Source organism: Hyphomonas sp., assembly GCF_017792385.1.
Lineage (GTDB): Bacteria > Pseudomonadota > Alphaproteobacteria > Caulobacterales > Hyphomonadaceae > Hyphomonas.
Map to the genome: position 1 here is coordinate 2119882 of NZ_CP051230.1, position 20687 is coordinate 2140568.

Sequence of the window (20687 nt, forward strand, 5' to 3'; positions counted from 1 at the left end):
GCGACATGATTCATGCAATCCAGACTCCGCCCCGGCTCAATGAGCCGGGACCGGGCGGCCCTCCGGGGGGCGGCCAGACCGGTGACGAGGATGGAACGAATTTCGGCCTGTCCACGCAAACGCGTGTGCGGACGAAGAAGCCGTCGCTCTATCGTGTGCTGCTGCTGAACGACGACTACACGCCGATGGAGTTCGTGGTTTACATCCTGGAACAGTTCTTCAACCGCTCCCGGGAACAGGCGACGCGCATCATGCTCCATGTCCACCAGAAGGGTGTGGGGCTGTGCGGGGTTTATACCTACGAAGTGGCCGAAACGAAGGTCGCGCAGGTATTGGACCTTGCCAAACGCCATGAACATCCTCTCCAATGTGTCATGGAGAAAGACGACTAGAAACACTCATCCCGGAAGGCCAACCCTTTGCCACGCTTGTCCCCCTCCTTAGAGACCGCCCTTGAAAAGGCCCTGACTTTCGCCTCTGAGCGTGATCATGAATACGCCACATTGGAGCATTTGCTGCTCGCGCTGACGGAAGATGAGCATGCCCGGGAAGTCATGGGCGCCTGCAAGGTCGATATTGAAGCCCTCAGCGCCGATCTCAGCCGCTATATTGATGAAGAACTTTCCAGCCTGACCGTCGATGACGGGGAAGGCCGTGTACAGCCGACCGCTGCCTTCCAGCGCGTCGTGCAGCGCGCCATCCTGCATGTCGAGAGTTCCGGCCGGGACGAAGTGACCGGTGCCAATGTCCTGGTGTCGATCTTTTCCGAGCGTGAAAGCCATGCCGCCTACTTCCTGCAGGAGCAGGACATGACGCGGTACGACGCCGTGAACTTCATTTCGCATGGCGTGGCGAAGCAGCCGGGCATGTCCCGCCCGTCCAGCCCGCGCGGATCGGAAGGCACGGAAGAGGAGCCCGTCAAGCAGGGGCATGAGGCGCTCGACGCCTATTGCGTGAACCTCAATGACAAGGCCCGCTCCGGCAAGATCGACCCGTTGATCGGCCGGGATCTGGAAGTGAATCGCTGCATCGAGGTGTTGTGCCGCCGCAGCAAGAACAATCCGATCCTGGTCGGGGACCCGGGCGTCGGCAAGACGGCCATCGCCGAAGGTCTGGCCAAGAAGATCGTCGACGGCGAAGCCCCGGAAATTCTGGACGATGCGGTGATCTGGTCGCTCGACATGGGCGCCCTGCTGGCCGGCACGCGGTATCGCGGTGATTTCGAGGAACGCCTCAAATCCGTGATGAAGGAACTGGAACAGCAGGAAAAGGCCATCCTGTTCATTGACGAGATCCACACGATCATCGGCGCCGGGGCCACGTCCGGCGGTGCGATGGATGCGTCGAACCTGCTGAAACCGGCGCTGCAGTCCGGTGGCCTGCGGTGCATGGGATCGACCACGTTCAAGGAATACAAGCAGCATTTCGAAAAGGACCGGGCCCTGTCCCGCCGGTTCCGGAAGATCGATGTCGTGGAACCGACTGTTCCGGACACGGTGAAGATCCTGACCGGCCTGAAATCCCGGTTCGAGGACTTCCACGGGCTGCGCTACACCAATGACGCCATCAAGGCGGCGGTCGAACTGGCAGATCGGTACATCACGGACCGCAAACTGCCGGACAAGGCCATCGACGTGATCGACGAGGCCGGTGCCGCGCAATGGCTGCTGCCCGCGTCCAAACGCAAGAAGACGGTGGGCCAGAAGGACATTGAGGCTGTCGTGGCCAAAATTGCCCGCATTCCTCCCAAACAGGTTTCGACCGACGACGCGGCGGCGCTCAAATCCCTGGAGACCGATCTCAAGCGCGTGGTGTTCGGCCAGACCGAGGCCATCGAGGCCCTGTCGGCGTCAATCAAGCTGGCCCGGGCCGGGCTGCGCGAGCCGAACAAGCCGATCGGATCGTACCTCTTCACCGGGCCGACCGGGGTCGGCAAGACGGAAGTGGCCAAGCAACTCGCCTCCATCATGGGGGTCGAGATGCTGCGTTTCGACATGTCGGAATACATGGAGCGCCACACCGTGTCCCGTCTGATCGGCGCGCCTCCGGGCTATGTCGGGTATGATGAGGGCGGCCTTCTGACAGATGGTGTGGACCAGCATCCGCATTGTGTCCTGTTGCTGGACGAAATCGAGAAGGCCCATCCGGACCTGTTCAACATCCTGCTGCAGGTGATGGACAATGGCGCCCTGACGGATGCCAATGGCCGCAAGGTGGATTTCCGGAATGTCATCTTGATCATGACCACCAATGCCGGTGCGGCGGATGCGTCCAAGCATTCGATCGGATTCGGCCGTGGCAAGAAGGATGACGAGCAGGAAGAGGCGCTGAAACGCCTGTTCACGCCGGAATTCCGCAACCGTCTCGACGCGACCATCACCTTTGGTGGCCTGACGCCGGAAATCATCGACCGTGTGGTCGAGAAGTTCATCCTTCAGCTGGAAGTCCAGCTGGAAGACCGGAACGTCTCGATCAAGATCACCAAGGCTGCGCGCGACTGGCTGGCCAAACGTGGCTTCGATGCCGATATGGGTGCCCGCCCGCTGGCCCGAACGATCCAGGAACACGTCAAGAAGCCGATGGCGGAGGAGCTCCTGTTCGGATCCCTGCAGAAGGGCGGCGTGGTCCAGATCGATATCGACAAGGAGGACGAGGAAAAGCTCTCGTTCAAATATGTCGCCGAGAAGCCGAAGAAGAAAAAGCCGGCTGCCAAGAAAGGCTCCGCCGAAGAGCCGGCCTGAGACTGCCGGTCATTTTCGGACTGATTTGGAAGGGCTGCCCGTGGGGCAGCCCTTTTGCATTCCGGCAAGGCGGGTATCCTTTCCGGCAAAACGGGAGGAAATCACATGTCAGTTGGCGTCAGTGGCGCGTGCGAACCGAAATTCGCCGCGGTGAAGGAAGCGTTCGAACGCAATTTTGCAGAGCGGGGCGAAGTGGGCGCGTCGGTCTGCCTGTCGGTGAACGGGGAAACACAGGTCGACCTGTGGGGCGGCATGGCCAATCCGGAGTCCCGGGATCCGTGGCGGGAAGACACGATCTCCATCGTGTTCTCCTGCTCCAAGGCCGCGACGGCCCTGTGCGCGCACATCCTGATCGATCGGGGCGAACTGGATCCTGATGCGCTGGTCTCGAAATACTGGCCCGAATTCGCCAGGAACGGCAAAGAAAAGACGACCGTCCGCATGATGCTCAACCATGAGAGCGCCTTGCCCACGTTGAGGGAGCCCGTACGCCCCGGCGGCTTCACCGACTGGGAGTACATGATCCAGCGCATGGAAGACGAGGAAGCGTTTTGGGAGCCGGGGACGCGCAATGGCTATCACATGATCAATTTCGGCTGGACGGTTGGCGAACTGGTTCGTCGTGTGTCCGGCAAGTCGCTCGGCACTTTCTTCCGCGAGGAAGTGGCCGACAAGACGGGTGCCCGTTTCTGGCTCGGCCTGCCGGAAAGCGAAGAGGTGCACATCGCCCCGATCATTCCCTATGCGCCGAAGCCGGATGATGTGCCGACCGAATTCGGGATCCGGCTGATGACGGATCCCGACTCGATCCAGCACAAGAGTTTCATGAACAATGGCGGCTGGGACTTCAACGACCGCAAATCGCAGGCGGCCGAGATCGGCGGCGGCGGCGGCCTGTCGAATGCGCGCGGTCAGGTGGCGATGTACACGCCGCTGGCCCTCAATGATGGCACCCTGGTGTCCCGGGACCGGCTTCAGGCGATGAGCATGGTGACGACGGCAACCCAGCGCGACGCCACCTTGCTGATCCCCACACGGTTCGGTCCGGGCTTCATGAAATCCATGGACAATCGCGCGCTCAATCTGGGCCCGGGAACCAGCGTCATCATGGGTGAGCGCGCCTTTGGCCATGTCGGGGCCGGCGGGTCCATCGGGTTCGCAGACCCCGAAGCGGGCCTCGCCTTCAGCTACACGATGAACCAGATGGGCAATGGCATCCTGGTCAATGACCGCGCCCAGAGCCTGATCGATGCGGCCTACCAGTCGCTCGGATACCGGACCAATGCCCCGGGTGTGTGGGTCCGGTAGGACGGCGCCCGATCAGCCATCATCATTGGCCTCACCGATGCCGGTGGTCTGCAGTTTGCCGGCCTTGGCGGCCTGTGCGCGGGCGACCGCGTCGCTGCGCGCGGGCGGGGCCATGATTTCCGGCGGGTCTGTTTCCTGCAGGTAGATGGTGCGGCTCGGAAAGGCGAAGCCGGTCCCGGCCCGTTCGATGATCTCCATCACGGCGACCGCGAATTCTTCCTTGATCTCAAGCCACTCGCCCCAATTCTTCGTGTGGGTGAAGGCGTAGATCAGGAAGTCGATGGAACTGGCATTGAAGCTGTCGACGCGCACGAACAGGGCGGCTTCCGGCGGCTTGGCGAAGCGGTCATCATTCCACAGCCAGGCCTCGATCTCGTCGCGAATGTATTTCAGCTGGTCGACCGTGGTGCGGTACTCGACACCCACCACCCATTTGATGCGGCGGTGGGTCATGCGGGAGAAATTGGTCACCGCGGCGTCCGACAGCGCGCTGTTGGGCACATAGACCGGGCTCTTGTCGAACCGGCGTACCAGGGTGGAGCGGAAATTGATCTTCTCGACCGTGCCTTCGACCACGCCATCCACCTGGATCCATTCGCCGGGAATGAACCGCTTCTCGGAGATGATCAGCAGGCCGGAAATGAGGTTCTTGAACAGATCCTGTGCGCCGAGGCCGACCGCAATGCCGAGCACGCCGAGGCCGGCGAGAAGGGGGGCGATCTGGATGCCCCATTGCTCGGCCACGGCCCCGAGGCCCAGCACGATCAGGATGATCTGCAAGGCCTTGACCATCCAGTCGACGGCCGCCGGCGACAGGGCGGACCGCAGTCCGCTGAACAGGAATTCGAAGGCATGCACTGCGCGCGACAGGGTCCAGAAGACCGCCAGCGTGATGATCGAGCGCAGGACCCGCGTGGCGTAGATTTCCGCCTCGCCGGAAATATTGGTCACCTGCAATGCGATGTAGATGCCGATGATGACCGGCACGATCTTGAGCGGCGTGGCGATGGATTTGACGAGGGCGTCGTCGAAGCCGGATTTCGTGCCGGATGCAAACCGCATGACCGTCTTCACAATGATACGCGCGAACACGCCCCGCACCATCAATGCAATCATGATGATGAGGACGGCGATGGTGATCTCGCCATAGGTCAGTCCATAGGCCCCGTCATTCCAGACGCTGGCAATGAAGGCTGCGGGTTCGAGGGCCCAGTCCGGGGCAGCGTTTGCAAACCAGTCGGGCAATTGGGAATCTTCCATGTCCGGCTCCATCATGTTGACCGGGCCGGGCCCGGAAGGGTGGAGTGCCGTTTGCTAAGGTGAGTTCCCCGGCCTGTGAAGGCTCGCGGGTCAGGGCTTGATGTCGCGCCACTCGCCCGGGGCGAGGCCGTCGAGGCTCCAGTCTCCGATGCTGGCGCGGATCAGGCGCAGCGTGGGGTGCCCGACAGCGGCCGTCATGCGCCGGACCTGTCGGTTGCGGCCTTCGCGTATGGTCAGTTCGATCCAGCAATCGGGCACGGATTTGCGCACCCTGATCGGCGGCGTGCGTGGCCAGAGCCCTGCCGGCGGATCCATGCGGCGTGCCTCTGCGGGGGCGGTGCGGCCATCCTTCAGGTCCACACCCGCCTGCAGGGCGGCAAGCGCGTCGGCATCGGGCAGGCCCTCCACCTGGACCCAGTAGGTTTTCGGCAGCTTGTGCTTGGGATCGGTGATCCGGGCCTGCAGACGCCCGTCATCGGTCAGCAGGAGAAGGCCCTCACTGTCCCGGTCGAGGCGTCCGGCAGGGTAGACCCGCGGAATGTCCATATAGTCCGACAGGGTTTCGCGCGAACTGGCCAGCGTGCCCTTGTCGGTGAACTGGGACAGGACGTTGAAGGGTTTGTTGAAAGCGACGAGGCGGGTCATTCGGACGTCTCGTCCGGCAACAGGCCGCGCGCGGCGGCGGCGGCGCGTGTGCGAATCCAGATCCAGTTGCCGGTGCCGTCACTGGTGCCGCCCGGCTCTTCGGTCTCGATCCAGCCCATGGCGCGGTAGAAGGCGCGTGCCCGTGTGTTGGCCGTGTTGCATTTCAGCGAAAGGGAGCTGCCATGCCGCATCAGGGTTGCCACCATGAGGGCACGGCCGATGCCCTTCCGGTGATGATCCGGATCAATGAAGAAGTGATGCAGGAATTCGTCAGGTTCCCAGACGCTGGAAAAGCCGACCGGGCGGTGGCCATGTTCGGCAACCAGCAGGCTTTCGCCGGCCGTCTGCCGGTCGAACTCCGCCGCGTCGATTCGGTCGATGCCTGCCAGCGGGAACACTTCCCGACTGGCGCGAAACAGGATGTCGGCAAGGGCCTCCCGGTCTGTTGCCACACCCTCCCGGATCACGCGTTGACGACCTCGTGCAGGGATTTCAGCGTACGCAGCAGGCTCTCGGCCGAGGCGATCGGCAGGCAGCTTGGCCCGTCGCACAGTGCCTTGTCGGGATCGGTATGGAATTCGAGGAAGACGCCATCAGCCCCTGCGGCAATCGCTGACTTGGCGATAATGGCGACGCCATCCCGCCGACCGCCTGTGGAGGCGCCGCCGGTGCGCGGATCAGCCCCCGGCAACTGGACGGCATGGGTGGCATCGATCGTCACCGGGCAGCCAAGTTTCTGCATTTCCGGAATGGCGAGCATGTCGACGACGAGATTGTTGTAGCCGAAGCTGGCGCCGCGCTCGCACAGGATCACGCCGACATCGGCCGCTTCGCCGATCTTCGAGACGATGTTCTTGGTGTCCCAGGGGGCAATGAATTGCGCCTTCTTGACCTGAATGATGCCCCCGGCTGCGGCGGTTGCCTGCGCCGTCGCGACGACCAGATCGGTCTGGCGGCACAGGAAGGCCGGGATCTGGACGATGTCGGCAATTTCGGCCACGGCTTCGGCCTGGCCGGGCTCGTGCAAATCGGTGCAGATCGGCACGCCAAGCTTCGCCTTGACGCTGGCAAGGGTCCGCAGGCCGTTTTCCAGGCCGGGACCCCGATAGGATTTGATCGAGGAGCGGTTCGCCTTGTCGAAGCTGGCCTTGAAGACATAGGGCAGGCCCAGCGCGTCACAGATGCGCTTCAGTTCGCTGCCGATTTCCAGGGCCAGGCCCTCGTCTTCCAGCACGTTCAGGCCGGCGATTACCGATAGCGGCTTGCCGGTGCCGATGGTCCAGCCGGACGTCTTGTGGGTCAGCGCGTTCATGGGGTGTGCTCCGCTCAGGGGTTTTGCCAGCAAATAGCGCTGTTTCGGGCAAAACGTAACCCGCCGTGTTCACGCATGCCGGATACAAAGAAGCCGCCCTTTGGGGCGGCTTCCGTGAGTCCTCGGGACCCAACAAGTCCGGCAGCGTTTCAGCTTGCCTTCAAATATCTCTATGCGCCGACAGGAGGCTGCTCCGGCCGGGCACCACAGGATATGAACTTATTGATCCCTCTGGTTTTCTCACTCGACATGAATCACCTCCTTTCAAGCGTGCAACAGGCACGAACTTTGTCCGAAACCGTTTCGGACAGGATCAAGTTAAGCATGATTTGCGCCATTACAAAGTTAACAATCCGGCTTTTTAGGGTGACGATTTCGTGACGCACAAAAAACGCCCGGACAGGGGTCCGGGCGTTTCCTGACGGTCAATTCGGGTGCGTGGCTCAGTCGTAGGCCAGGGCACCGATAACGAGGCCGATAATGGCGCCGGTCGCGACCGAGGCGAGCACCGCATCCCCGCTGTGATGGTCGCGGACCCAGTAATGGCCGGGGGGCGGCGCGTAGAGGCCATAGGCATGATAGTCGGTGATGTAGACCGTGTGCTGGTGCGGTCGATACCAGCCGCCCACATGATAGCGCGGCGTGTAGCCATGGCGGAAATAGGGGCCATAGGCACGGCTGTAGCGGGCATAGCTGTGGCGCGGCGGGGCGTAATGCCGATAGGCCCGGGGCGGCGGCGCGCGATGGACATGGCGCGGAGGCGGCCGGTAGTGATGCGGTTTGGCGTGGTGGCCGCGATTGTAGTGACGGTTATCGCGATGGCCGCGATGATAGTCGCGGCGATCCCCGCGATGGTGATCGCCCCGGGAACGGTGGTCGCGATGTCCCCGGTCTCCGCCACGATGGCCGCCATCATGGTATCCGCCGCCGCGGTGATGGTCACCGCGCCCGCGATCTGCATAAGCCGCCGGGGCGGCCAGAAGGCCGAGCGTTGCCGTGGTCGCGACCAGCGTCGTTAATGTCTTGAACAGTTTCATGGCCGAATTAGCCTCCGACTAGTGCCGCTTGCCGGAACTGGGATGCGCCGGCAGGCATTCCCGCATGCGGCGGGTGTGTGACGGTGACGCTAGGCTGGTGGGGCTGAACTGCCGCTGAACACCATGTTAAGGAAAGTCCATGGCCGAGTTCGGAGATATCCGCATCAATGACGCGCTGACCCTGCCTGCCTGGGAGGTGTCGGAAGCGTTTGTGCGCGCCTCTGGCCCGGGCGGCCAGAATGTGAACAAGGTGTCCACGGCGGTTCAGCTGACCTGGCATGTGGAGGCGTCCTCCCTGCCTGCCGATGTGAAGGCACGCTTCGCCAAATTGTATGCCAACCGGATCACCAAGGATGGGCGGCTGGTGCTGGAAGCGTCCGAGCATCGCAGCCAGGCCCTGAACCGGGAGGCTGCGCGCAAACGGCTGGCCGAGATGATCCTCCGGGCCTCGCGCAAACCGAAGCGGCGGATCAAGACAAAGCCGACCTATGGCAGCGTCAAACGCCGCATCGCGGCGAAGAAACGTCGGGGCGAAATCAAGTCGCTGCGCGGCAGCGTCGACCCGACCGAGTGAGGCGCGCCTAGCAGCAGCCGCCGACCGGGGCGGGGCCGGATGTGGCCTGCGTTTCGGCGAACACGTCCGGTGCGGCGCAGCCCGGGAACACGCCGAAATGGGTCTGCCCGTCGCCGACCACTTCAAAAAAGGGCGCGAACCGGGTTTGTTTCAGCATGGCCAGCGTGTTTCCGCAGACCGGGAAAACGCGGCCCGCTTCGATCTCATGTTCGGCGTCGAGCACGAACACCCGCTCCATGCCTTCCACGCCGCCCTTGTAGATCACGGCCTGGCCGTAATCCTCGCAGGCAGGTTCGAGCCCGTCCAGCTTCATCAGGCGGGCCGTGACCGAGGCGAACCGGATCGGGTCGACACGCGCCTTCAGCTGCGGGTCGATGATGCCGAGACGCCTGTGGGAGACGACCCGCGGATCGGCAAAACCGGCCGCGCGGGCAATGGCCTGATAGTCGTCCCAATAGAGCGCGCCGGACAGGCATTCGCCATACAGGATGGGATCGTTGACCAATGCCTGCGGAATGCGGCGGTCGGCATAGACATCCGAAAAGTAAAGCTCGCCGCCCGGCTTCAGCAGACGGTGGGCCTGGCGGAACACTTCCGGCTTGTCCGTGCAGAGATTGATGACGCAATTCGAGATGATCAGATCGAATGAGTTCGGTGCGAGGTCCAGTTCGCCGAGCTTTTCCAGCTCGCCTTTCACAAAGCGCGTATTGGGAGCCGCATAGCCGAACTTTTCTGCGTGCCAGGCTTCGTGCGCGCGGGCGATATCCAGCTGTTCGTCGGTCATGTCCACGCCGGTCACATGCCCGTCCGGGCCAACCAGTTTTGCCAGGGCAAAGACATCGCGCCCCGCGCCACTGCCAAGGTCCAGCACATTCAGCCCGTCGAGCGCCGCCGGAATGGCGAGGCCGCAGCCATAGTAGCGCGCGGCGACCTCATCATGCACGGCCGCCAGCGCGGCGGAGACATGGGCCGGGGGCCGGGCATCTGTCGTGCAGGCATCGGTCTTCAGGTCTGACGAACTCGTCAGGGTCTCGCCATAATAGGTTTTGACCACATCCTGCATCTGGTTCATGTCACGCTCCGTATCTGATTGCGCCAGACCCTAGGCCGCCGCGCAGGGCGTTGCCAGTCACGGATGCGTGTGGGGCTGTCAGCGCTTGGGTTTACCCCTGTAGGGGCCCTTGGGCTGGGGCTTGCGGGCGCCGTCTGCCTTGTCGGCATAGGGGTTCTTTCCCTGCCGCACGAACAGGCGGATCGGCACGCCGTGCAGGTCGAATGCGTCGCGCAGATTGTTGATCAGATAGCGTTTGTAGGTTTCCGGCATCTGGTCGCCGCGTGATGCGATCAGCACAAAGGTCGGCGGACGCGCTTTCATCTGGGCCATGTAGCGCGGCTTGATGCGCTTGCCCTGGACGGCCGGAGGAGGGTGGCGCTCGATTGTGTGGCGCAACCAGCGGTTCAGGTCGCCGGTCTTCACGCGCGCCGTCCAGTCTTCATAGACCTTTGCGACGGCGGGCATCAGCTTGTCGGTATGCTTGCCGGTGAGGCCGGACAGGAACACGACCGGCGCGCCCCCGGCATTCGGCATCTGCCGATTGGCCAGATCGCGGATGTGACGGGCGGCCTCGTCCGGTTTCTTGACCGTGTCCCATTTGGAGATGACCAGCACGATGCCGCGTCCTTCGCGCAGGGCGAGGTCGGCGATCAGCAGATCCTGCTTTTCCATCGCCTCATGCGCGTCCATCACCAGCGCGATCACATCGGCATATTTCAGCGAGCGGATCGTCTCGCCCGTCGACATGCGTTCAAGGCGCTCCTGCACCTTGTTCTTGCGGCGCAGGCCAGCCGTATCGACGAGGCGGATGCGGCGGCCTTCCCATTCCCAGTCAATCGAGATGGAGTCGCGCGTGATCCCGGCCTCCGGCCCCGTCAGCAGGCGGTCGGATTTCAGCAGCTGGTTGATCAGGGTCGACTTGCCGGCATTCGGGCGGCCGACAATGGCCAGCTTGATCGGCTTGTCGTCCTTTTTCGGCTCCGGCGCGATGTCGACGTCCGCCGCCTCGATGGCTGCGACCAGATCATCGTCAGACACGCTCATATCGTCGATGTCGATATGGGCGAGCTTTTCGATAATGTCTTCGGCGGCCCGCGGATCATAATCCGGCTCGGCCTCCTGCAGCGCCAGTTCGAAGGCTTCGTCGCCGAGCGCCTGACGGATGGCCTCGAACAGTTCGGCCATGCCTTCGCCATGCTCTGCCGACAGGCCGACCGGTTCGCCCAGGCCGAGCGACCAGGCTTCCATCACGCCCTGGGTGCCCTGTTTGCCTTCGGCCTTGTTGGCAGCCAGGACGATCGGGATGTTGGCCTTGCGCAGCAGGGCGGCGAAGTTCTCGTCCTCCGGCGTCACGCCGACGCGGGCATCGATCAGGAACAGGGCCAGTTCGGCCTCGGCAATTGCGGCCTCGGTCTGTTGGCGCATGCGGGATTCGAGGCTGTCATCATAGGCCGTTTCATAGCCGGCCGTGTCGATCAGGATCAGCGGCAGGGAGGCAAGCCGCCCTTCGGCCTGCTTGCGGTCGCGCGTGACGCCCGGCTGGTCGTCGACCAGCGCGATCTTCTTGCCCACGAGGCGGTTGAACAGGGTCGACTTGCCCACATTGGGGCGTCCGACAATGGCAAGTTTCAGTGGCATGGCTCTGCCTGCTTAAAGGCCATCAGGCGAGGCGCGCCAGCCCGGCGCAGCCCGTTACTGAATGGCAACCAGTTTGGCATCGTCTGTCAGCAGGAAGACTTTCCCCTGAACGGCGATGGGTTCGATATAGACCGTGTCCTTGATGTCCAGAGAGCCGGTCTGTTCACCGGTCTGCGGATCAAAGGCGAGCACTTCCCCCCGCGAGGAAACGATCAGGATGCGGTCTGATGCGAGCAGCGGCCCGGCATAGCTGATCCGCTTCTTCTTTTTCTTCTCGTTTTCGTATTGGCGCAGTTCGGTCACCCAGTAGGCATCGCCGGTACCGGCATTGAGCGCCGCCAGAGTGGCGTTGGTGCCGATGACGAACAATTGCTGGCCGCTGAGCGCCGGTGCCTGGGTGGACCCGATCGGGCGGGCCCAGACCCGGTTTCCGGACCGGCCGTCAATTGCGACCGTGATGCCGGACTGGCTGGACGCAAACACCAGTCCGCCTGCCAGGACCGGACGCGAGCCGATATCGTTGATTTCGGAGATCGGGGTGAACCGTCCCGCCTGCGAGATCGCATCGGTCCAGAGGCGCCGGCCATTGTTGGCCAGGTAGGCAATGATCTCGCCGGACGAATAGGGGGCGATGACAAAATCCTCGATCGCGGCAGGGCTCGGGCTGCCGAGCACGCGCGCCGATTCGGAGATGGCCTGGTCGCTCCATTCGGTGTCGCCGGTCTGCAGGTCCAGAGAGAAGATCTCGTTATTGTTGGAGGCCACGAAGATGCTGCCATCCTTCACCGTCGGGGCGCCGGTCATCGGCACGCCGAGTTCGCGCTTCCAGACTTCGCTGCCATCGGCTGCGTTGAGCCGGGCCACATACCCGAAGCCGCTGGCCACGATCAGCGTGTCCCCGCTGATGGCGAGACCGCCGCCAAGGGCCGTCTTGTCCCGCTTGGTCAGGCCTTTCAGTTCTTTCTTCCAGAGCGTGCGTCCGGATGAGAGTTCGGTGGCGTAGATGGTCTGGTCGGCGTCGAGCGTGAAGATGGCCGTTTCACTTGCGACCGGGGGGGTGCTGACAGCAGACTTGTTGCTGGATCCCTTGCCGACGGAATTGCGCCACGCGACCTTGAGCTGCGGTGCGGCAATCACATGGCCGGGCACTTTCGAGGGCGTTCCGCCGGCTTCGGGCCAGGAGGCCATGTCGGCAGCGGGCAGCAATTCAATGGATTCCGTGGCCAGTTCCGGCTTCGGCTCGATGGCCTCCTCCGTCAGCACCATTGTGACCCGGCCGGCCTTGTCGACCTGTTCCTTGTCCTTGTCTCCGGAGCTGCCGAAGAAGGGCACACTGCTGCAGGCCGCCAGCGCGACCAGCGCCGAAGCGGTTGCGGTCAGCTTGAGTGGGCGCGAAAGCCTCATTGGCCAGTCTCCTCGATGTCGGCGGTGTCGGTGGGCGCAGCGCCCGCATCCGTCAGGTCAGGTGTTTCATCTTCCTCGCCAGCCGGGGCAGGCGGGATGGCTTCCAGCGCGATTTCGGCGCGGCGTTTCACGCCTTCGGTCGCGGCAGCGTCAAAGCGCAGGCGATTGAACATCTGGCGTGCGCGGGCCGTCTCGCCCGTCTCGAATGCCTTGGCGGCGACCAGTTCGCGAGCGAGAGCGCCGAGCGGGCTGCTCTCGTCAACCAGGCTGCCGAGCGTGGCTTCGAGGTCTGCCAGGGACTGGTTGTCGACCGAGAAATACGCGGTCTTCAGGATCGAGAGGCGTTCGAACGGGCTGCCTTCGACGGCCGCCACGGTCGACAGCGTGCGTGTGGCGCCGGCGGCATCGCCGCCGCCTTCATACTGGGTCTGGGCCAGATATTGCGCGGCCAGCGGCGCAATCCGGCCATTGCCCTCGGCCAGTTCGCGGAAGGCCGCTTCGGCTTCGACATATTTGTCGTCTTCCAGCAGGTTCACGGCGGTCTCGAAAGCCATGGCGCGGTCTGTCCGGGCCTGTTCGGCCTGCGGGCGCAATACGAATTCGTTCAGCGCCACGGCGCCGACCAGCAAGGCTGCCGCGCCATAGATGAAGGGTCTGTAGCGCTTCCACAGGCTCTCCATCTTGTCCTGGCGGATGCTTTCATCGACTTCGTCAAAAATGTCGCTCAACGGGGCGCTCCGATCGGGTAATCTGATATCGTGGGGGAACCTAGACGCGCCGGCGCGCCGCTGCAATGAGTCAGGGCTGTTTGGCGTCAGGTTTTCGCAGGGAATAGGTCTCCGCATCCCCGGGGAAGTCGCGGGCGCGGACATCGGCGGCGAACTGGCCGATGGCGGCATCGATCTCGCTGCGCAAATCACCATAGCGGCGCACGAATTTCGGGGCCCAGTCGAACAGGCCCAGCATGTCCTGGGTCACCAGAACCTGACCGTCACAGCTGGCCGAGGCACCGATGCCGATGGTGGGGCAGCTGACTTCGGCGGTGATCTCGTCGGCCAGATCCCGTGCCACGCCCTCAATGACGATGGCAAAGGCGCCGGCCCGGTCGGCCGCGCGGGCCTCGTTCAGCACGATATCGCGTTCGGACCCGGTACGGCCCTTGGCGCGGAAGCCGCCATCGACATTGACCGCCTGCGGGCGCAGGCCGACATGGCCCATGACCGGGATGCCACGCTCGACCAGATGGGCGATCTGGGTGGCTGCATAGGCGCCGCTCTCGATCTTCACGGCCTGGCAGCCGGTTTCCTTCATGATCCGCGCCGCATTGAGGAAGGCCTGGTCCTCGCTGGTTTCGTAGCTGCCAAAGGGCATGTCCACCACCACGAAGGCCTGCTGGCTGCCGCGCATGACGGCCTGACCGTGCAGGATCATCATGTCCATCGTGACGCCGACCGTGGAAGGCAGGCCATGCACCACCATGCCAAGGCTGTCGCCGACCAGAATGAGATCGGCATGCGGGTCCATGATTTCGGCCATCGGCGCGTCATAGGCGGTCAGGCAGACCAGTGGCTTGCCTCCCTTTGCGGCGGCGATGTCCTTGACGGTCTTGCGGGTGATGCGGGTTTGTTTCGACATGGCCAGCGGCTTAGCCTGCCTCAGACGGGCGGGCAAGCGGCACCCTCGGATGGCGCCGCAGCCGGTCGGTCAGCTGCGGCCGCGGGGAAAGTGCTGGGTGGCCGGCGTGATCTCGACCCAGTCATGCCGGGTCTCTTCCCAGACAGACCGGACAGGCGCCGGAAAATGCGGGTCCGCGATGGCCCCGACCGCTATGCCCACCGCATCCGGATGCTTCTCCGTGGTCCAGTAGACGCTGGACCCGCAGACCGGGCAGAAATGGGTCGTGAAAGCGCCGCCGCTGTCGGCGTGCCGGGTCCAGGACCGGGTGTCTCCTGAAAAGGCGAGCGTGGCGCGGGGATAGTAGGCGCCGACACCGAAGGGGGAGCCCGACCGTCTTTGGCAGGCCGTGCAATGACACGCCACCACGGCGGGCGTCAGGTCATCGGGCAGGGTGACCGTCAGCTGTCCGCAGGCACACCGGGCTTGCATGGCCTATCCCCGCAGCAGGACCGGCACGCCGATCAGCCATTGGTGCAAATGGAAGACGAGGGCGAGATAGACGCCGGTGCCGATGACCAGGGCGCCGACATCCCCCAGCGTGGAGGGCGGCGTGTCCGGATCGGGGCCGGTGTCGCCGCGCTTCTTCACGGCGATCCGGTCGATCACCGCATAGGCGAGGAAACTGGTGAAGAGGATGACCGAATTCCACTCGCCATTGGCGATCAGGTGGCCGAGCGCCCACAGCTTCACGGCGACCAGCATGGGGTGCTTGAGCGCTTTCCGGATGCGGCCGGTCGGCAGATAGGCAGCCGCCAGCGCAATCATGGCCGGCAGCATCAGCGCCATCGTGACATGACGGCCCCAGTCCGGCGCGAAATAGAGCGATCCCATCCAGCGGGCCTGATCGTAACCGTAGATGATCAGTGCAAATCCCGCGATGGCGACAAGGCTGTAAAGGCCCATGAAGGGCGCGTAGCCAAGCCGCCGGCGCAAATCCCGTCCCGGCGCGCGGCTGCGGAATGCCGAATACAGGTGGATCCCGAAAAACAGGACCAGTCCGGCAATCAGATATGGCATGGCAATGTCCTCCCGGGCGGCAGACTAGGCGGAGTCTGGCAGCCGGGAAAGCCGGAAGCGCTAGGCGTCGCCCGAATCCTTGAACCAGACTTCCACGTCGCCCTTCAATTTCAGCGTCAGCGGCTTGCCCTTGCGGTCGACGGCCTTGCCGGCGGCGACGCGGATCCAGCCTTCGGAAATGCAGTATTCCTCGACATTGGTCTTCTCGGTGCCGTTGAAGCGCACGCCGATTTCCCGCTGCAGCAGGTCTGCGTCGTGATACTTGCTGGCCGGGTCGAGGGCGAGGCGGTCTGGGAGCGTGTCAGTCATGTCCCGCTCTTTGCCAGCGACGGCGGGAATTGCAAGGGGATTTGCGCAAGGGCGCGCCGGTTCCAGACCATGAAGGCAGGGTTAACAAGGCCTTGTGGAATTTGCCTGCAACTAAACCGGGCCTTATGGAACAGCCTGTAATGGACAATGCACAACAAAGTGGGTTGTCATGAGAAATCTCTCCGACATCAAGCATTACAGAACGATGCTTCAGAACGCGCGGTCCCTCGATGAGGCCGTGATGATGGAGCAAATGCGTGCGACATCGCAAAACCTGACCGCCCTGTACTCGATGCTGTGCGTCGCGTCGCTTTCGCTCGGGCTGAGCTTTCTGGACCGGGCGCCGCTCTATCTGACCATCGGTCTGCCCTGCCTGTTCATCGTCGCCAGCATCCTGCGGATCAATCACTGGCGCGACTCGCATGTCGATGTCATCGACCCCGATCGCGCCCGGCGCGATTTCAAAGTGATCGAATACGGGTCACTGGTCATCTTCGCCGTCATCGGCGGCTGGGTGGCCATGCTGTGGCCGTATGCGCTGGGCGTCCAGGAATCGCAGCTGGCCCTGTTCACCGGCCTGATAGGACCGGTCGGCATGATGTGTTCGATGCCACGTCCGCGAATCGTGGCGGTCGGCCTCACCGGCACGCTGCTGGTCTTCTGCCTCGTCTTTGTGGCGCATGATCCGTATTTCTACGGCTTCATGGTCGTGCCGATGGCGGTGTCCTATGGCGTGTTCTTCAAGGTCTCCTACAACTACAAGCAGCGCATCGTTCAGTCTGTGATGCTGCACAATGAACTGATTTCCGAAAACGAGCGGGCATCCGGGCTGGCGGAATCGAACCGCTTCCTGGCCCTGTCGGACACGCTGACCGGCCTGCCGAACCGCCGCCGGTTCTTCGAACAGATCAATCTGTTTTTCGAGCGCGCGCCGGACGGGGAGCTGCCGATTGTCGGACTGGTCGACCTGGACGGGTTCAAGCCGCTGAATGACGTCTTCGGACATTCGGCCGGCGATGCGGTCCTGGTCGAGACCGCCAGCCGCATGAAGGCGGCCGCCGCCCGCTTCGGCGGCACGGTCGCCCGGCTTGGCGGCGACGAGTTTGCCTATGTGCTGCCCTGGAACACGTCGCGCGACGATGCGCTGAAATGTTCGAACGATCTGGTGTTTGCAATCAGCAATCCGGTGATGCTGCCAAGCGGTGACACCAGCCGCGTCTCCGCTTCGGTCGGCCTGTCGTCGCGCAGCTTCGAAGTGTCCTCGGCGAAGGATTTGCTGGAGCAGGCCGATTTTGCCCTGTTCCGTGCCAAGGAGAGCGCGGTGGGCTCTGTGGTCGAATTCTCGTCCAATCATGCCGCCAGCAAGCGCCGCGAAGTCCTGGTGCACCAGGCCTTCAAGAATGCCGACCTGGACCGGGAAATCCACCTTGTGTTCCAGCCGATCATCGACACGCGGGACGGCGCGATCCGCCGCTGCGAAGCGCTGGCCCGGTGGGACAATCCGGAAATCGGCATGGTGCCGCCGAGCGAGTTTGTTCCGATTGCGGAAAAGGCCGGCATGACACAGGAAATGACCCTGGCCGTGTTCCGCAAGGTGATTGCCCAGCTGAAAGTGTGGCCGGAGACGGCGCGCATTGCCGTGAACCTGTCCGCGCAGGACGTAAACAGCCGCCAGTGCACGGACCTGCTGGCCTCCATGCTGATCCGCCAGTCGCCGGACCTGCGCAAACGCATCTGTATCGAGGTGACCGAATCCTCGCTGCTGACGGACTTCAAGGAAGTGCGCAACAATCTGATGAAGTTCCGCGAACTGGGCGTGAAGATCGCGCTCGATGATTTCGGAACCGGCTTTTCCTCGTTGCGCTATCTGCAGGAACTGGAATTCGACATTGTGAAGATCGACCGCAGCTTCATTGCCTCGATCGACTTCAAGGAGAAGAGTTTCGGCCTCGTGCGGACGATCAGCCGCCTGTGCCGCTCGCTCTCCATCGCCTGTGTGGCCGAAGGTGTCGAGACGCGGGAAGAGCTGGATTATGTCCGGTCTGCCGGATGCCATCTGGTGCAGGGCTATTATTTCTCCACGCCGCTGACGGCCGAAAAGATGCAGCCCTATCTGGAAGGGGAGCTGACCTTTGACGGGCTCGGCTCGGCACTGCCGCTGCAGGCGCGGGACGTGGCCTGACCTCAAACGGTCTGCACGGGAATCGATTTTCCTGTGCCGGCCGGATTTTCCGTGATAGGGGTTTTCCCGGGACGCCGCAGACAGGCAGGTGAGGGAAAACATGACACTATCGGTATTCAGCGCCGGGTTCGGGCGCACAGGGACAATGTCCCTGAAACTGGCCCTGGAACAACTGGGTTTCGGGCCATGTCACCACATGATCGAGGTGATCGGGAATGGCGATGCGCAGGTGCCGCTCTGGAATGCGGCCCTGAACGGCGAGCCGGACTTCGAGGCGATCTATTCAGGCTATGGCGCAGCGGTGGACTGGCCGACGGCCGCCTTCTGGCAGGAACTGGCAGTCGCCTATCCGGATGCGAAAGTGATCCTGTCGTCTCGTTCGGCCGAAAGCTGGTACAACAGTATTTCCGAGACCATCCTGGCCACGGTCTGGGATGAGGCATCCTGGCCGCCACCCGCAGTGGACTGGTTCCGCATGGTTTCCAAGGTGCTGGAGCGCAGCCTGGGCACCGCGCGCGACCGGGATGGCATCATCGCCGCCTTCGAGGCGCATGAGGCCGCGGTGAAGGCCGCCATTCCGGCCGGGCGCCTTCTGGTGCATTCGGCGAAGGAGGGCTGGGCGCCCCTCTGCGCCTTCCTCGGCGTGCCGGTCCCGGACGCGCCCTATCCGCGAACCAACAGCAAGGAAGAATTCTTCGAGCATATGAAGAAGGCAGACGATCTGTAGAAAGACAAGCAACTGCACCAGCACGTGCGACGCCTGTGAGGGCGCTTCGATCGTGGGCTGAATTTTCTACAGGGAAAAGCCCGGTCAGGTGTCCGGCAGGGGCAGCGGGTGCCGCGTGATGATGTGCAGGGTGCTCGCGCTGCAGTGCTGAGGCAGCGCGGCAATTTGCAGGAGGTCCCGGCTTGCGCCGGGATGAGCGGGCTCGGGGCCGGTGAGGGCGGCCTGATAGGCTTTGGAGGGGGTGAAGCTGAGCGGGTCTGGCGTCAGGGCTTCGGGCGGCTTCCCGATCCAGTTCAGTTCGACATTGCCATGCCGGTCAATGAGGACGCTGAAGATGACGCCCTTGCCCCGGACCGCGCGCACATAGAGGCGCAGCGCCACGACCTGCAGCCAGATCCAGAACCGGTAGGGCTCCAGATCCCGGTGCGTCAGGGCAACAGGGGCAAACAGCGTGTCCATGCGTGACAGCCTGCCACACGTCAGGGCCCTGCCGGATAGCGGCCAAGGAAAAACCCCTGACCTGCTTGGCAGATCAGGGGTTTTCGGTGTTCAGGGCCGGGGAGAGGTCGAAATCTGTCCCCGGATCAATCAGTAACTCTTCGGCAGGCCGAGGACGCGTTCGGCGATGAAGTTGAGGATCATCTCGCGGCTGACCGGGGCGATGCGGGCGAGCATGGCTTCGCGCATCATGCGCTCGACATGGTACTCCTTGGCATAGCCCATGCCGCCATGTGTCAGCACGGCGGTCTCGCAGGCGCGGAAGCCGGCCTCGGTGCCGAGATATTTCGCGGCGTTCGCTTCGGCCCCGCAATCCTGCCCGGCATCATAGAGGCCGGCAGCCTTGTAGGCGAGCATTTCGGCGGCCGACAGTTCGGCCCAGGCCCTGGCCAGCGGATGCTGGATGCCCTGGTTCTGGCCAATCGGACGGCCAAAGACGACGCGCTCTTTCGCATAGGTCGCCGCACGTTCCAGCGCCGCAAAGCCGAGGCCGATGGATTCCACCGCGAACAGGACACGCTCGGGGTTCAGGCCCTGAAGCAGGTATTTGAAGCCTTCGCCTTCCTCGCCGATGAGGTGGTCTTTCGGCACTTCCAGACCGTCAATGTAGAGCATGTTGCACTCCACCGCCTTGCGGCCCATTTTCGGGATCGGCTGGCGCTCGATCTTGTTCGGGTCGAGGTCTGTGTAGAACAGGGACAGGCCGAGATACGGCTTGGCGCACTGGTCCTTGGGCGTGGTGCGCGCGATGATCAGGATCTTGTCGGCGCGCTGGGCCCCGGTCGTCCAGATCTTGCGGCCATTGATGACATAGCCGGTATTGGTGCGCTCGGCCTTGGTCTCCAGGCTGGACGTGTCGAGGCCGGAATTCGGCTCGGTCACGGCAAAGCACATCTTCTCCTCGCCGGAGATGATCTTGGGCAGGTTTTCGCGCTTCTGCTCCGGATTGCCGAACCGCTCCAGGGGCTTGGGCCCGAAAATGTTGAGGTGGATGGCCGAGGCGCCGGAATAGCCCGCGCCGGTCCGCGTGACGGTCTGCATCATCAGCGCCGCTTCGGTCAGGCCGAGGCCCGCGCCGCCATATTCTTCGGGGAAGGCGATGCCCAGCCAGCCGCCCGCGGCCATGGCGTCGCAGAATTCCTCCGGCCAGTTGCCGGTCTCGTCGGTCTTCGCCCAATACTCATCCCCGAAGGGTTCGAGCGTTTTCTCGACGGCGGCCTTGATGGCGGCCTGGTCTTCACTCATCGGCGCGATCTGGTGCATGTGACGGTATCCTCCTGACGCCCAGACTTAGGCCGGGCAGG

The 20687-nt window shown here is 63.4% G+C and carries 21 protein-coding genes; 6 read left to right on the forward strand and 15 right to left on the reverse strand.

Annotation, left to right across the window (positions count from 1 at the left end; translation table 11 throughout):
- The first annotated feature begins 5 nt into the window (after positions 1 to 5).
- From clpS to HF955_RS10570, 3 genes are all read left to right on the forward strand, one after another.
- Positions 6 to 392, forward strand: a complete 387-nt coding sequence (gene clpS, locus HF955_RS10560) for an ATP-dependent Clp protease adapter ClpS (protein WP_027837959.1) — start codon at positions 6 to 8, stop codon at positions 390 to 392.
- Positions 393 to 419: 27 nt separating this feature from the next.
- Complete coding sequence (clpA, locus tag HF955_RS10565; protein WP_027837960.1) at positions 420 to 2741, forward strand: ATP-dependent Clp protease ATP-binding subunit ClpA; 2322 nt, start codon at positions 420 to 422, stop codon at positions 2739 to 2741.
- Between the two features lie 105 nt (positions 2742 to 2846).
- A complete protein-coding gene (locus HF955_RS10570; protein WP_291075102.1) occupies positions 2847 to 4049 on the forward strand; it encodes a serine hydrolase domain-containing protein in 1203 nt (400 codons plus the stop codon).
- Positions 4050 to 4061: 12 nt separating this feature from the next.
- On the opposite strand, the gene HF955_RS10575 is transcribed toward HF955_RS10570, so the two are convergent.
- The 5 genes from HF955_RS10575 to HF955_RS10595 form a co-directional block, all read right to left on the reverse strand.
- The gene (locus HF955_RS10575) at positions 4062 to 5309 is read right to left on the reverse strand and encodes a mechanosensitive ion channel family protein (RefSeq protein WP_291075103.1); all 1248 of its coding nucleotides are present in this window, start codon (positions 5307 to 5309) and stop codon (positions 4062 to 4064) included.
- A 90-nt stretch (positions 5310 to 5399) separates the two neighbouring features.
- A complete protein-coding gene (locus HF955_RS10580) occupies positions 5400 to 5954 on the reverse strand; it encodes a pseudouridine synthase (RefSeq protein ID WP_291075104.1) in 555 nt (184 codons plus the stop codon).
- Entirely contained in the window at positions 5951 to 6406 is a 456-nt protein-coding gene (locus HF955_RS10585; RefSeq protein WP_291075105.1) for a GNAT family N-acetyltransferase, read from the reverse strand. Before HF955_RS10585 ends, HF955_RS10580 begins: the two co-directional genes overlap by 4 nt.
- An 11-nt stretch (positions 6407 to 6417) precedes the next feature.
- Positions 6418 to 7266, reverse strand: a complete 849-nt coding sequence (kdsA, locus tag HF955_RS10590) for a 3-deoxy-8-phosphooctulonate synthase (RefSeq protein WP_291075106.1) — start codon at positions 7264 to 7266, stop codon at positions 6418 to 6420.
- Positions 7267 to 7709: 443 nt separating this feature from the next.
- Entirely contained in the window at positions 7710 to 8303 is a 594-nt protein-coding gene (locus HF955_RS10595; protein WP_291075107.1) for an RcnB family protein, read from the reverse strand.
- Between the two features lie 139 nt (positions 8304 to 8442).
- Between HF955_RS10595 and arfB the strand changes: the two genes are divergently transcribed.
- On the forward strand, positions 8443 to 8877 hold the full coding sequence (gene arfB, locus HF955_RS10600; RefSeq protein WP_291075108.1) for an alternative ribosome rescue aminoacyl-tRNA hydrolase ArfB: 435 nt from the start codon (positions 8443 to 8445) through the stop codon (positions 8875 to 8877).
- Positions 8878 to 8884: 7 nt separating this feature from the next.
- Here arfB and HF955_RS10605 read toward each other — a convergent pair whose 3' ends face one another.
- From HF955_RS10605 to HF955_RS10640, 8 genes are all read right to left on the reverse strand, one after another.
- The gene (locus tag HF955_RS10605) at positions 8885 to 9940 is read right to left on the reverse strand and encodes a methyltransferase domain-containing protein (protein WP_367279787.1); all 1056 of its coding nucleotides are present in this window, start codon (positions 9938 to 9940) and stop codon (positions 8885 to 8887) included.
- Between the two features lie 87 nt (positions 9941 to 10027).
- A complete protein-coding gene (gene der, locus HF955_RS10610; RefSeq protein WP_291075110.1) occupies positions 10028 to 11569 on the reverse strand; it encodes a ribosome biogenesis GTPase Der in 1542 nt (513 codons plus the stop codon).
- Positions 11570 to 11623: 54 nt separating this feature from the next.
- Positions 11624 to 12973, reverse strand: coding sequence for a PQQ-binding-like beta-propeller repeat protein (locus HF955_RS10615; protein WP_291075111.1), 1350 nt, complete (start codon positions 12971 to 12973; stop codon positions 11624 to 11626).
- On the reverse strand, positions 12970 to 13701 hold the full coding sequence (locus HF955_RS10620) for a hypothetical protein (RefSeq protein ID WP_291075112.1): 732 nt from the start codon (positions 13699 to 13701) through the stop codon (positions 12970 to 12972). The genes HF955_RS10615 and HF955_RS10620 overlap by 4 nt, the downstream gene beginning before the upstream one ends.
- Before the next feature lie 70 nt (positions 13702 to 13771).
- The gene (gene panB / locus HF955_RS10625; protein ID WP_291075113.1) at positions 13772 to 14608 is read right to left on the reverse strand and encodes a 3-methyl-2-oxobutanoate hydroxymethyltransferase; all 837 of its coding nucleotides are present in this window, start codon (positions 14606 to 14608) and stop codon (positions 13772 to 13774) included.
- 69 nt (positions 14609 to 14677) lie between these two features.
- Positions 14678 to 15079 (reverse strand): GFA family protein, encoded by a 402-nt coding sequence (locus HF955_RS10630; RefSeq protein ID WP_291075114.1) that lies wholly within the window; start codon positions 15077 to 15079, stop codon positions 14678 to 14680.
- 3 nt (positions 15080 to 15082) lie between these two features.
- Positions 15083 to 15667 (reverse strand): NnrU family protein, encoded by a 585-nt coding sequence (locus tag HF955_RS10635; RefSeq protein ID WP_291075115.1) that lies wholly within the window; start codon positions 15665 to 15667, stop codon positions 15083 to 15085.
- Positions 15668 to 15727: 60 nt separating this feature from the next.
- The gene (locus HF955_RS10640) at positions 15728 to 15976 is read right to left on the reverse strand and encodes a DUF3297 family protein (RefSeq protein ID WP_027837971.1); all 249 of its coding nucleotides are present in this window, start codon (positions 15974 to 15976) and stop codon (positions 15728 to 15730) included.
- 169 nt (positions 15977 to 16145) lie between these two features.
- Between HF955_RS10640 and HF955_RS10645 the strand changes: the two genes are divergently transcribed.
- Positions 16146 to 18158, forward strand: coding sequence for an EAL domain-containing protein (locus HF955_RS10645; protein ID WP_291075116.1), 2013 nt, complete (start codon positions 16146 to 16148; stop codon positions 18156 to 18158).
- Between the two features lie 100 nt (positions 18159 to 18258).
- On the forward strand, positions 18259 to 18885 hold the full coding sequence (locus HF955_RS10650; RefSeq protein ID WP_291075117.1) for a sulfotransferase family protein: 627 nt from the start codon (positions 18259 to 18261) through the stop codon (positions 18883 to 18885).
- 84 nt (positions 18886 to 18969) lie between these two features.
- Here the strand turns inward: HF955_RS10650 and HF955_RS10655 are convergent, their stop codons facing one another.
- On the reverse strand, positions 18970 to 19344 hold the full coding sequence (locus tag HF955_RS10655) for a hypothetical protein (RefSeq protein WP_291075118.1): 375 nt from the start codon (positions 19342 to 19344) through the stop codon (positions 18970 to 18972).
- Positions 19345 to 19473: 129 nt separating this feature from the next.
- Positions 19474 to 20646, reverse strand: a complete 1173-nt coding sequence (locus HF955_RS10660) for an acyl-CoA dehydrogenase family protein (protein ID WP_291075119.1) — start codon at positions 20644 to 20646, stop codon at positions 19474 to 19476.
- Positions 20647 to 20687 lie beyond the last annotated feature (41 nt).

Excerpts from the sequence above, each read along its gene's own strand:
- HF955_RS10570 (WP_291075102.1), top strand. The coding sequence starts at position 2,847 with ATGTCAGTTGGCGTCAGTGGCGCGTGCGAACCGAAATTCGCCGCGGTG.
- HF955_RS10615 (WP_291075111.1), bottom strand. The coding sequence starts at position 12,973 with ATGAGGCTTTCGCGCCCACTCAAGCTGACCGCAACCGCTTCGGCGCTG.
- HF955_RS10580 (WP_291075104.1), bottom strand. The coding sequence starts at position 5,954 with ATGACCCGCCTCGTCGCTTTCAACAAACCCTTCAACGTCCTGTCCCAG.
- HF955_RS10595 (WP_291075107.1), bottom strand. The coding sequence starts at position 8,303 with ATGAAACTGTTCAAGACATTAACGACGCTGGTCGCGACCACGGCAACG.
- clpS (WP_027837959.1), top strand. The coding sequence starts at position 6 with ATGATTCATGCAATCCAGACTCCGCCCCGGCTCAATGAGCCGGGACCG.
- panB (WP_291075113.1), bottom strand. The coding sequence starts at position 14,608 with ATGTCGAAACAAACCCGCATCACCCGCAAGACCGTCAAGGACATCGCC.
- HF955_RS10650 (WP_291075117.1), top strand. The coding sequence starts at position 18,259 with ATGACACTATCGGTATTCAGCGCCGGGTTCGGGCGCACAGGGACAATG.
- HF955_RS10640 (WP_027837971.1), bottom strand. The coding sequence starts at position 15,976 with ATGACTGACACGCTCCCAGACCGCCTCGCCCTCGACCCGGCCAGCAAG.
- HF955_RS10660 (WP_291075119.1), bottom strand. The coding sequence starts at position 20,646 with ATGCACCAGATCGCGCCGATGAGTGAAGACCAGGCCGCCATCAAGGCC.
- HF955_RS10655 (WP_291075118.1), bottom strand. The coding sequence starts at position 19,344 with ATGGACACGCTGTTTGCCCCTGTTGCCCTGACGCACCGGGATCTGGAG.
- HF955_RS10635 (WP_291075115.1), bottom strand. The coding sequence starts at position 15,667 with ATGCCATATCTGATTGCCGGACTGGTCCTGTTTTTCGGGATCCACCTG.
- HF955_RS10630 (WP_291075114.1), bottom strand. The coding sequence starts at position 15,079 with ATGCAAGCCCGGTGTGCCTGCGGACAGCTGACGGTCACCCTGCCCGAT.
- HF955_RS10605 (WP_367279787.1), bottom strand. The coding sequence starts at position 9,940 with ATGCAGGATGTGGTCAAAACCTATTATGGCGAGACCCTGACGAGTTCG.
- HF955_RS10575 (WP_291075103.1), bottom strand. The coding sequence starts at position 5,309 with ATGGAAGATTCCCAATTGCCCGACTGGTTTGCAAACGCTGCCCCGGAC.
- der (WP_291075110.1), bottom strand. The coding sequence starts at position 11,569 with ATGCCACTGAAACTTGCCATTGTCGGACGCCCCAATGTGGGCAAGTCG.
- HF955_RS10645 (WP_291075116.1), top strand. The coding sequence starts at position 16,146 with ATGAGAAATCTCTCCGACATCAAGCATTACAGAACGATGCTTCAGAAC.
- arfB (WP_291075108.1), top strand. The coding sequence starts at position 8,443 with ATGGCCGAGTTCGGAGATATCCGCATCAATGACGCGCTGACCCTGCCT.
- kdsA (WP_291075106.1), bottom strand. The coding sequence starts at position 7,266 with ATGAACGCGCTGACCCACAAGACGTCCGGCTGGACCATCGGCACCGGC.